Origin of the sequence: Devosia sp., assembly GCF_017307565.1 — a bacterium.
GTDB lineage: Bacteria > Pseudomonadota > Alphaproteobacteria > Rhizobiales > Devosiaceae > Devosia.
In genome coordinates this window covers 20385-31870 of the sequence record NZ_JAFKHD010000309.1, presented here as the reverse complement: position 1 = coordinate 31870, position 11486 = coordinate 20385, and the positions used below count along the sequence as shown (strand labels likewise).

At 62.7% G+C, this 11486-nt stretch carries 7 protein-coding genes; all 7 read right to left on the bottom strand.

All coding sequences use genetic code 11. From position 1 onward, the window contains the following. Positions 1-178 precede the first annotated feature (178 nt). Positions 179-649, bottom strand: a complete 471-nt coding sequence (locus J0I64_RS09255) for a universal stress protein (RefSeq protein ID WP_291407407.1) — start codon at positions 647-649, stop codon at positions 179-181. A 13-nt stretch (positions 650-662) separates the two neighbouring features. Beyond that, the gene (gene trpS / locus J0I64_RS09250) at positions 663-1694 is read right to left on the bottom strand and encodes a tryptophan--tRNA ligase (protein ID WP_291407405.1); all 1032 of its coding nucleotides are present in this window, start codon (positions 1692-1694) and stop codon (positions 663-665) included. Positions 1695-1760: 66 nt separating this feature from the next. Next, entirely contained in the window at positions 1761-3323 is a 1563-nt protein-coding gene (gene murJ, locus J0I64_RS09245) for a murein biosynthesis integral membrane protein MurJ (protein WP_291407403.1), read from the bottom strand. 9 nt (positions 3324-3332) lie between these two features. Beyond that, a complete protein-coding gene (locus J0I64_RS09240) occupies positions 3333-6128 on the bottom strand; it encodes a [protein-PII] uridylyltransferase (protein ID WP_291407401.1) in 2796 nt (931 codons plus the stop codon). Then, entirely contained in the window at positions 6109-8823 is a 2715-nt protein-coding gene (gene mutS, locus J0I64_RS09235) for a DNA mismatch repair protein MutS (protein WP_291407399.1), read from the bottom strand. The genes J0I64_RS09240 and mutS overlap by 20 nt, the downstream gene beginning before the upstream one ends. Before the next feature lie 90 nt (positions 8824-8913). After that, the gene (locus J0I64_RS09230; protein WP_291407398.1) at positions 8914-9738 is read right to left on the bottom strand and encodes a DUF2189 domain-containing protein; all 825 of its coding nucleotides are present in this window, start codon (positions 9736-9738) and stop codon (positions 8914-8916) included. A gap of 137 nt (positions 9739-9875) precedes the next feature. Further along, positions 9876-11147 carry an aminotransferase class I/II-fold pyridoxal phosphate-dependent enzyme gene (locus tag J0I64_RS09225; protein WP_291407395.1) on the bottom strand — a complete coding sequence of 424 codons (1272 nt, stop codon included), beginning with the start codon at positions 11145-11147 and terminating at the stop codon, positions 9876-9878. Positions 11148-11486 lie beyond the last annotated feature (339 nt).

Sequence of the window (11486 nt, the reverse complement as noted above, 5' to 3'; positions counted from 1 at the left end):
GGCCCGCGGGGAAAGATCGCTCCAGTGGAGCGATCTTGGCGATCAAGGCCATGAGAGCTACGCTCGAATGGCTGGGCTGAGGCGTCTAGGGGTCGGCGATCAGCCCTTCGAGCGTAGCTCTTTGGGCCTGCTGCGTTAAAATCAGTCCACTGGACTGATTTTGCCCCGAAGGGGCCACTCAGCAGATCGCGATAATCTCTTCGTCGCTCATCCGGCCCGGCACGATGGTCAGTGGAATGGGCAGTGCATTGGCGCGGGCAGCAAAGTGCGTCACTAGCGGACCGGGGCCTTCACCGGACTTGGACGCTGCCAGCACCAGGATGGCGATGCCATGATCCTTGTCGATCAGCTGCTCGATCTGCTCCGGCCCGTTGCCTTCGCGGATAACGGTTTCGGCGCGCACGTCACCGATTTCCTTGATGCGGGCGAGCCGCTCATCGAGATTGCGCTCGGCCTCTTCCACCGCCTCGGCCCGCAGCACGTCCTCGACGCCCATGCCGATGAATTCGGGCTTGGGGATCACGGTCACCAGCACGACCGTGCCGCCCGTTCGCTTGGTGCGAAAGGCGGCGAAGGTCAGGGCGCGGTCGCATTCCTCGGTTTCGTCGATGACGACGAGGAATTTGCGCTTGTATTCGGTATCGTACAAAGGCGCCTCCGAACTAGCGGATGAATCCGACGATGCGACGAACTTCGTTCATGGTCTTTTCGGCAATAGCCGCAGCCCGCTCACCGCCATCGCGCAAAATGCCATCGATCGTGGTGGTGTCCTCGATCAGGCGGCGCATTTCGCCCGACATTGGCGCGAGCTGAGCCACGGCGAGATCGGCCAGCGCCGGCTTGAACTTGCCCCAGCCCTGGCCACCGAATTCGGCCAGCACTTCGGCCTTGGTCTTGTCCGAGAGCGCTGCATAGATGCCAACGAGGTTGTCGGCTTCTGGGCGCCCTTTCAGGTCCTCGACTTCGACCGGCAGTTCGGCCGGGTCGGTCGTGGCCTTCTTGATCTTCTTCGAGATGGCGTCGGCGTCGTCGAGCAGGGAAATGCGCGACTGGTCCGACGGGTCCGATTTGCTCATTTTCTTGGTGCCGTCGCGTAGCGACATGATGCGCGTCGCCGGTCCGGCAATAAGCGGCTCGGTGATCGGGAAGAAATCAGGATCGAGGCCCTGTTCGGCGATCGAAGCGGCATAGTCATTGTTGAACTTGGCCGCGATGTCACGCGTCAGCTCCAGATGTTGCTTCTGATCGTCGCCCACCGGCACGGCAGTCGCCTTGTAGAGCAGAATGTCGGCCGCCATCAGTGACGGATAGGCGAGCAGGCCGAGCGAGACATTCTCGGAATTCTTGCCGGCCTTGTCCTTGAACTGCGTCATGCGGTTCATCCAGCCAATGCGGGCGACGCAATTGAACACCCAGGCGAGCTCAGCATGCTGCATGACCTGGCTCTGGTTGAACACGATCGAGCGCTTGGGATCAACGCCCGCAGCGATGAAGGCGGCGGCCACTTCGCGGGTGGCGCGGCGCAGGTCATTGGGCTCCTGCCAGACCGTGATCGCATGCATGTCGACCACGCAATAGATGGTCTCATGCGTGTCCTGAAGGGGCACGAAACGGCGGATGGCGCCGAGATAATTGCCCAGATGCAGATCGCCGGAAGGCTGGATGCCGGAAAAGACGCGAGGAGAAAAGGCCATGGGTCCCAGAAGCGGATGATAGGCAGATGGCCCCGTTCTATACGGAGCCGCGCCGATTGAAAACCATCACCGGGAACGACGCACGCGGCGCACGAGCATGCCGAGGCGTTGGGTGCCGGAGAAATGCACGAGGGTGAAGTAAAAGATCACCCCGTAAGCGATCAGAGAACCGACCACCAGAATCTGTCGCCAGAGCGGGGAGCCGCTGGCGATATGGTGCGCACCGTGCTGGGACAGGACCATGAGGCTCCATCCCATCGCCGCACTGATCAGCACGATCATGATGTGCCCCCACCATTGGCTGCGGGGCAGGGAGAAATGCCCGCGGAACGCCAGGGTCGCTCCAAGCAGGACGACATTGATCCACGAGGACGCGGCCGTCGCAATGGCGATACCGACGTGGAACATGGTGGGAAAGAGCCAGATGGAAATGGCGATATTTGCGACGACACTGACGCCGGCAAAGATCGTGGGGGTGACCGTGTCTTCGCGGGCGAAAAAGCCCGGCTGCAGCACCCTGATCAGCACATAAGCGGGTAGGCCGGTAGCGAAAGCAACAAGCGCCTCGGCTGTTTGTTTCGTTGCCAAAGCATCGAAAGCACCGCGTTCGAAGAGCAGTCGCACGATAGGTTCAGACATGCCGATCAGCGCCGCGGCGGCTGGCATGGTCAGCAGCATGGAGATGAACAGGGACTGCTCCTGGCTCGCCAGCGCCTCTGTTTCCCGCCCGCCCTTGAGGTGGCGGCTCAATTCGGGCAGCAGCACCGTGCCGATGGCAATGCCGATAATGCCGAGCGGCAGCTGATAGAGGCGGTCCGCATAGGAGAGGATCGAAATCGTGCTGTCGGCACCCGACGCGATGATGGTGCCGACGAAAATATTGATCTGGGTAATGCCGCCAGCAAGGATTGCTGGGATCGCCAGTACCCAGAAGTGGCGCACCTCCGCATCGAACCGCGGCAGGCGGAAGGCCGGCCGGAAGCCGGTGCGCTCGATAGCCACCCAGACCAGCCAGAGTTGGGCAATGCCCCCGAGCATGGTGGCGATAGCGACCCAGAAGGTCGCGCCCTTTGGATCCTGAACCCAGAAGGTCGCGAGCGGAATGAGCGCTGAGATGTTGACGATATTGAGCAGAACCGGCGCAAAGGCCGCGGCGAAGAAGCGCCGCAGCGAATTGAGGATCGCCCCATAGGCTGCCATCAGTGACATGCAGGCGAGATAGGGGAACATGATCCGCGTCAGCATGACGGTCAGGTCGAATTTTTCCTTGTCGTCCACGAAGCCGGGGACGAAGGCGACCATGATCTCCGGCATGAACACCTCGACGAGGATGGTCACGACAACGAGCATGGCCAGCAGCCAGCTCATGATTCGCGAGGCCAGGATTTTTGCGCCTTCCTCACCCTGCTGTTCCAGCGCGCCCGAGAACATGGGCACGAAGGCAGTGTTGAAAGCGCCCTCCGCGAAAAGTCGGCGGAAAAGGTTGGGGAAGCGGAACGCGGCATTGAACGCGTCGGCCGCCGGCCCAACGCCCAGGACCGCCGCCATCAGGGCGTCGCGCACGAGCCCAAAGACCCGGCTCACCAGCGTCCAGGCGCCGACCGAGAAGAAGTTACGAAAGAGACTCAACGAGAGCGCTCAGCCATGCGCCGCCTTCTTCTCCTCGGGGCGTTCGAACACGTCCATCAACGCGTCGTGGATCTTCTTCTGCCGCTGTTTCACGTGAATCTTCTGCCCCGTCAGGTCCGTGACGTAGAAAACGTCGACGGCCTTTTCGCCATAGGTGCCGATATGGGCAGAACCAATGGTCAAATTGAGGTCGGAGATTTCGCGGGTCAAGGCATAGAGCAGGCCGATACGATCAAGGCCCGAGACCTCGATGACGGTGAATTTTTCCGAGATGGCGTTGGAGACCGAAACCTGCGCCGGCAGCGCAAAGGGTTTGAGGCGCTTGTTGTGGCGCGATTCCTTGCCCAGATCGATCAGCACGGTGCGCTTGCCCTGCAGCAGCTGCTTGACCGTGTCGATGATGCGGGTGGCGCGGACCTTTTCATCCTCGTCGGAGGTAAACGAACGGCGGAGCCTGAAGGTGTCGATGGCGCGGCCGTCGCGGGTCGAGAAAATCTGCGCGCCGATAATGGAGGCGTCCTGCATGGTGCAGGCGCCGGCGATCAGCGAGAGCAGGCGAGGGTGGTCTGGCGTATAGAAGCTGACCTCGGTAATGCCCTCAAAAGCCTTGACCCGAATGGAACCGGCAAAGGGCTGACCGGCCTCGTCGGCCTGGCGGATCATGCGGGCGTGCACAATCTGCAGCTCTGGCTCGGCCCGCAACCAATAGTGGTCGTAGTGACGGGCGGCATAGGTCTCCACCTCGCCGGGCGACCACTTGTCCAGAGCCGTTGCCAGGGCATCCTTGGCCGCATGCACGCGTTCGGTGTGGCTGACCTGGCTGTGTCCTCCCGACAGAAGCGGCTCGGTGGCATAGTAGAGGGAGCGCAGCAGCGATCCCTTCCAGCCGGTCCAGGTGCCGGGGCCCACGGCGCGAATGTCGCAGGCGGTCAGAATCATCAGGAGAGCGAGGCGTTGCGGCGACTGCACCACATCGGCAAAAGCCTTGGCGGTCTCCGGATCCTGAATATCGCGGGCCTGAGCGATCTCGCTCATCAGCAGGTGATATTCGATGAGCCAGGCCACCGTGTCGGTTTCGGCCGCATTGAGACCAAAGCGCGGGCAGAGTTTCTTGGCGATGCGCGCGCCAGCGATCGAATGATCCTCGGGCCGGCCCTTGGCGATGTCATGGAGGAACAGCGTGACATAGAGCAGGCGCGTATCGTTGAGCTGCGGCAGCAGCTCGTGGGTCAAAGGCAGTTCCTGACGCAGGCCGCCATTGGCGATGTCGGCCATGCAGCCGACGGCGCGGATCAGGTGCTCGTCCACCGTATAGTGGTGGTACATGTTGAACTGCATCAGCGCGACGATCTTGCCGAAATCGGGCACGAACTTGCCCAGCACGCCGCTCTCGTTCATCTGGCGCAGGATGCGCTCGACATAGAGCGGACTCGTCAGAATCGTCAGGAAATAACCGTTGGCCCGGGCATCGTTGCGGATCTTGTGGTCGATCAGGCTCAGGCTGTCGCGGATATGCTTGATGGCGTCGGGGTGGAACAGCAGCTCCTCGCGTCCGGCCACCATGAACATTTTTATGAGATTGACCGGGTCCCTCTCGAAAGCGTCCGGGGTCGCGATATTGAGGCGGCCGGTGTCGACGATGAAATCGGTCTCGCCCTTGATCTTGGACTTGCCGGCCCGGAAGGGCGCGAGGGCTCGGCCGACGAGGTCCATGTCCTTGGCGTGGCGGAATTCGAGGCTGGCGCAGATGATGCGTGTCAGATCGCCCACGTCCTTGGCGACAAGGAAATAGCGCTTCATGAAGCGCTCGACGCCGAGCATGCCGACGCGCTCGGCATAACCCATGCGACGGGCAAGATCGGGCTGCACGTCGAAGGTCAGCTTCTCTTCGGCGCGATGGGTGACGAAGTGCAGGTGGCAGCGCACCGCCCAGAGAAAATCCTCGGCCCGCTGGAAGAGACGATATTCGGAATCGGTCAGAACGCCCTTGGCGACCAGCTCGTGGCTGGTCTTGACCTGATAAAAGTACTTGCCGATCCAGAAGAGCGTATTGAGGTCGCGAAGGCCGCCCTTGCCGTCCTTGATATTGGGCTCGACCACGTAGCGGGTATTGCCCATCTGCCGGTGGCGCTCGTCGCGCTCGGCCATTTTGGCGGCGATGAATTCCGGCCCCGTCTTGGGCATGATCTCAGTTTCAAAGCGCCGGACCAGATTGTCAAAGAGCGACTTATCGCCCGTGAGGAAGCGCGCCTCGAGCGTTGCCGTGCGCACGGTCATGTCGGCGCGGGCCATGCGGATGCACTCGTCGACCGAGCGGACGGCGTGGCCGACCTTCTGGCCCAGGTCCCAGAGCATATAGAGGATGTATTCGGTGACCTGTTCGCCCCAAGGCGTCTGCTTATAGGGCAGGATGAAGAGCAGATCGATGTCCGAACCCGGCGCCAGGGTGCCGCGACCGTAGCCGCCGACGGCGGAGAGCGCGATGGCTTCGGCGCCAGACGGATTGTCGACGGGATAGACCCGCGTCGTTGCAAAGCTATAGACCGCCGAAATGATCTCGTCTTCGGCGGCGCAGAGGTTTTGCGCGCAGCGGGTGCCCTTGCTGGTCGCCAGCAATTCCGCTTCCGCATCCTTGCGGGCCTCGGCCAGGGTCTGGCGCATATGGGCCAAAACGGCCATGCGGGCCGCCGGGGACTTGGCGGGCTGGTCGCCCACCACCAGGTCGAGTTCGGCGAGAAGGGTCTCGGCCGTTTTGAGCGCAAAAAGCGCTTTTCGCGGTTTGGCGTCAGCTTCGGCGAGCGTCATCGCGGAGTTTCTTCAATTCGTAGAGCGCTTCGATGGCTTGCTTGGGCGTCATGTCGTCGGGTCGGACGGCATCGAGCGCTTCGTGAATGGGATCCTTGCTCTTCGGAGCCGGGGCTGGCTGATGAGCAAAGAGCGGCAAATCGTCTAGCACGCTGGCTTTCTGGCTGGAAGAGGCGGTGCCGGCCGAGCGCTGCTCGAGCACATCGAGCACTTGCTTGGCCCGGTTGATCACCGGTTCGGGGAGGCCGGCCAGCCGGGCCACCTGAATGCCATAGGAGCGATCCGCAGCGCCGGGACCCACCTCGTGCAGGAAGACGACCTCGCCCTCCCATTCGCGCACTTTCATGGTCACATTGGCGACGCGGGAAAGCGTTTTTGCCAGACTGGTCAGTTCGTGGAAGTGGGTCGCAAAGAGGGCTCGGCAACCGGTGGTTTCATGGAGGGCTTCCACCGAGGCCCAGGCGATGGAAAGACCATCGAACGTCGCCGTGCCCCGGCCGATCTCGTCGAGCACGACAAGGCTGCGGCGGGTGGCGCGATTGAGAATGGCTGATGTCTCGACCATTTCGACCATGAAGGTCGAGCGGCCATGGGCAATGTCGTCCGAGGCACCGACACGGGAAAAGAGCCGGTCGACGACACCGATATGGGCTGACTCAGCCGGAACGTAGCAACCCATCTGCGCCAGGATGGCGATGAGCGCGTTCTGGCGCAGGAAGGTCGATTTACCGCCCATGTTCGGGCCGGTGACGAGCCACAACTTGCCGCCGCCGATCTCGTCACTGCCCGAGAGGTCGGCGTCGTTGGCCACAAAGCTCTGGCCTTCGGCCCGTACCATCTGTTCCACCACCGGATGGCGCCCGCCGACAATGGCGAAAGCAAGGCTGTCATCGACTTGTGGCCGGCAATAAAAGCGCGTGGCGGACACTTCGGCGAGAGCCGCGGTAACGTCGAGCTCGGCCAGCGCATCGGCAAGGCCCTGCAATTCGCCGGTCCGCGCCAGCACCTCTTCGCGCAGCCGGGTGAAGATGCCGAGCTCGATTTCGAGGGCGGCTTCATGCGCCCTGGCGATGCGGCCTTCGAGTTCGGCCAGTTCCGTCGTCGTGAAGCGCATGGCATTGGCCAGCGTCTGGCGATGGATGAAGATTTCCCGATGCGGCGGCTCCAAAAGCTTTTGGCCATGGCCGGCCGGCACTTCGACGAAATAGCCGAGGACGCCGTTATGCTTGATTTTGAGGGACCGGACATCGGTCTCGTCCATCAGCCGGGCCTGAAGGGCGGCAACGACGGCACGGGTTTCTGACCCCAGTGCCCGTTCTTCGTCGAGCTTGCCGTCATAGGCGGCGCGGACGAAGCCGCCGTCGCGGGAAAGGAGGGGCAGCTCGTCGTCGAGGGCGAGGCCAAGCTCGGAGGCAAGCGGACGCGGCGCAGCGCCGAGGGTTTTGGTCAGGCGTGAGAGGACCCTGGGGAGATCCGGCTGGCTGCCGAGATTGGCGGCCAGTTCAAGCGCTGCGCCGACGGCCTTGCCGATGGCGGCAAGGTCGCGCGGACCACCGCGCTCGAGCGAGAGGCGGGAGAGAGCACGGGCGAGGTCAGGGGCTGCCTTGAGATCGCTGCGGAGCCGAGCGCGGAGCAGGGGATCGCCAACGAGGCGCTCGACGGCATCGAGCCGGTCATTGATGGCCGCAGCATCGCGCAGCGGCGCAGCGAGACGGCTGGCGAGGAGACGAGCGCCGGGGGCGGTGACAGTCAGGTCGATGGACTGGCGCAGCGAACCTTTTGCCAGACCGCGCTGGGTCTGCAGAATTTCAAGGCTCGAGCGGGTGGCGGCATCAATGGCGAGGACCATGTCGCTTGCCTGGAGGACCGGCGAACGCAGGGGTGCGGTGCGCCCCTTCTGGCTCTGGTCGACATAGGCGACGAGCGCACCCATGGCCGAGCGGCCGGCGCGGGAGAGCGACGTGGGGTCGAAGGTATTGGCCGAAAAGGTACGGCGCAGGACCTGCAGGGCGACTTCGCTATCGGCCGCCTCGGGCGCGATGGTGGAGGCGATGGCGCTCCAGGCCGGGGCAAAAAGGTGCTTTTCGATCAGCAATTGGCGCGTCGCGTCAGTCAGCAGCAGTTCGGCGGGGGCGATGCGGGCCAGTTCGTCGCCGAGGCGTTCTGCGGGGAGGTCGGCCACAAAGGTTTCGCCGGTCGAGATGTCGGCCCAGGCGAGGGCAAAGTCGATGTCGCCGTGGCGGACCATGGCAAGAGCGGCAAGATAGTTGGCCGAACGGGCGTCGAGGTGATCGTCCTCGGTCAGGGTGCCGGGGGTAACGAGGCGGACGACGTCGCGTTTGACGACCGACTTGCTGCCGCGCTTCTTGGCTTCGGCGGGATCTTCGACCTGCTCGCAGATGGCGACGCGGTGCCCGAGCTTGATCAGCTTGTTGAGATAGTCATTGGCGGCGTGGATGGGCACGCCGCACATGCCGATATCCTCGCCCAGATGCTTGCCGCGCTTGGTGAGGACGATGCCCAGGGCCGCGCTCGCGATCTCGGCGTCTTCGAAGAAGAGCTCATAGAAATCGCCCATGCGATAGAACAGCAGATAGCCCGGGTTGACCGCCTTGATCTCGAAATACTGCGCCATCATTGGCGTCAGCGCCGCGGGGGCGGCGCTGTTCGGGGCCTCGAAAGGGGTCTGGTCCATGGGCTCGGCTAATTCGGGGCAAGGAAAGCGCAGAGACTAAGACCTTGCAGTTAAGAAGCCAACTCCCCCGCTCCGGGTTTGCCCGATTGTTTATCCGTGCGCTTCATTGCGGATCATCGAAGCCGAGGCCACCGTGCGCCGATAAAGGTGCCAGGTGGCGTGGCCGAGAACCGGCAGGATGACCGCGAGCCCTACAAACAGGGTCAAGGCCCCGACGAACAGGGACAGGCCGACAATAATGCCCCAGGCGAGCATGGGGACAAGATTGTGCACCACCGCCCGGATCGAGGTTTCGACGGCCACATAGGCACCGACATCGCGATCGAGCAGCAACGGAAAGGCGATGACCGAGGTGCAGAGCACGACAAGGGCAAAGCAGGCGCCGATGGCCGTGCCGACCAAAGCCAGCGTCATGCCGCCGGGCTCATAAAGAACCTGGGCGAAAAGGCCCTGGAAGCTTTGCGGGGGAGCGGAACCGAAGAGGCTTTCGTAAAGCGCCTGGGCGCTGGTCAGCCAGAGGGTGAAGAGAAAGAACAGCATGGCGCCGACGGCGAGGATGCTGCCGATGGCGGGGGAGTGAAAGACGCTTATGGCGTCGCGCCAGCCCGGTTCCTCGCCCAGCTCGCGGCGGCGGGAAAGCTCGTAGAGCGGCAGGGCCGCAATGGGCCCGACAAGGGCAAAGCCGCCGATCAGCGGATAGAGCATGGGCCAGGTGTAAAACCCATTCATCCACACGGTCAGCACGATGCCGATGACGGGATAGATGATCATGAGCAGGAAATAGTGGGTGGGCTTGGCCCAGAAATCCTCGGCGCCGCGCCGCAGCGCCAGCATCAGATCGGACAGGGTGATCGTCTTGACGACCGGCATGTCCAGCTTGTCGCCGGCACCGGTCATGACATGCAAATGGGCCATGGCAAAACCTCCTCGGGCTGGAGGCCGCAGAATGCGAATTGCGCATGACCGGCGCGAGACGCAGGGACTGCGACCGCTAACGAAAAGAGCCTACGCCCCGGGCGGGAGCTTGTCGCCCCCGCCCGAGAAAATCGTGATCACGCCTTGGCGAGTGCCTGATCGATATCGGCGATGATGTCGTCGATGTGCTCGATGCCGACCGAAATACGAACGAGATCTTCGGAAACGCCGGCCTTTTTCAGCTCTTCAGGAGAAAGCTGGCGATGGGTGGTCGAGGCCGGGTGGCAGGCCAGGGACTTGGCATCGCCGATATTGACGAGGCGCAGGATCATCTGCAATGCGTCGATGAAGCGACCGCCGGCGTCCTTGCCGCCCTTGATGCCGAACGAGAGAATGCCCGAGCCGGAACCCTTGGAAATCTTCTTGGCCACAGCGTTGAAGGGGCTGTCGGGCAGGCCGGCATAATTGACCCATTCCACCTTGGGGTGGTTCTTCAGATGCTGGGCGACTTTCAGCGCGTTTTCGGCGTGGCGCTCGATGCGCAGACCGAGGGTTTCGAGACCCTGGAGGATCAGGAAGGCATTGAGCGGGGAGATGGCGGCGCCGGTATTGCGCAGCGGCACGACGCGGGCGCGGCCGATATAGGCTGCCGGCCCCAAAGCCTCGGTATAGACGACGCCGTGATAGGACGGATCGGGCTCATTGAGGACCGAGAAGCGTTTTGCATTCGCCTTCCAGTCGAATTTGCCTGAATCGACGATGATGCCGCCGATGGACGTGCCGTGGCCGCCGATATACTTCGTCAGCGAATGAACCACGATATCGGCGCCGAAATCGAAGGGGCGCGTCAGATAGGGCGTTGCCACGGTGTTGTCGACGATGACGGGCACGCCATGGCGGTGGGCGATCTCGGCAATCCGCTCGATATCGACGACATTGCCGGCCGGGTTGCCGATGGATTCAAGGAAAATGGCCTTGGTCTTGTCGTCAATGGCCTTCTCGAAACCCTCATAGTCGTCATAAGCGACGAGACGGGTTTCGATGCCCTGGCGCGGGAAGGAATGGACGAAGAGATTGTAGGTGCCGCCATAGAGCTGGGAGACCGAGACGATATTGTCGCCGACGCCGGCAATGGTCTGGATGGCATAGGTGATGGCCGCCATGCCCGAGGCGAGGGCGAGGCCGGCAATGCCGCCTTCAAGTTCGGCGACGCGCGCTTCGAGCACGGCGGTCGTCGGGTTCATGATGCGGGTATAGATGTTGCCGGCGACCTTGAGATCGAAGAGATCGGCGCCGTGCTGGGTGTTGTCGAAGGTATACGAGGTGGTCTGGTAGATCGGCACGGCCGCTGCCTTGGTGGTGGCTTCGGACTCATAGCCATGGTGCAGGGCGATCGATTCGAGTTTCATTTTTCGGGCTCCTCTTGTCCACGCCGGGGCAGATTCGGCGGCGGCTGGCGAAAAGACAAGGCTCGCTGGAGATAAGTCGTTCTCCTGGTTTCCAATTTTTTGGAATGGCGATGGCGGAGCCCGGTACTATGGCGCCATATAACCCAGTTCCCGCCAGCGCCTGCTGCGAGATTGCTCGTCGCAAGCGGCCAACCCCGGAAGCGCACTGGAGACCATCCAGCGCGGCAGGCACCCTCGCTACTGTCGTCTGCAGACCGTCCGTGCGAGGTTGGATGGGGCTATTATGATGTCATAATTTGAGGGAGATGCATTGGCGGGACGTTCCCGGCCCGAATTCGC

Bases quoted from the DNA above. Each gene is read 5' to 3' on its own strand.
- trpS (WP_291407405.1), bottom strand. From the start codon at position 1,694: ATGGCCTTTTCTCCTCGCGTCTTTTCCGGCATCCAGCCTTCCGGCGAT.
- J0I64_RS09240 (WP_291407401.1), bottom strand. From the start codon at position 6,128: ATGACGCTCGCCGAAGCTGACGCCAAACCGCGAAAAGCGCTTTTTGCG.
- J0I64_RS09230 (WP_291407398.1), bottom strand. From the start codon at position 9,738: ATGGCCCATTTGCATGTCATGACCGGTGCCGGCGACAAGCTGGACATG.
- mutS (WP_291407399.1), bottom strand. From the start codon at position 8,823: ATGGACCAGACCCCTTTCGAGGCCCCGAACAGCGCCGCCCCCGCGGCG.
- J0I64_RS09225 (WP_291407395.1), bottom strand. From the start codon at position 11,147: ATGAAACTCGAATCGATCGCCCTGCACCATGGCTATGAGTCCGAAGCC.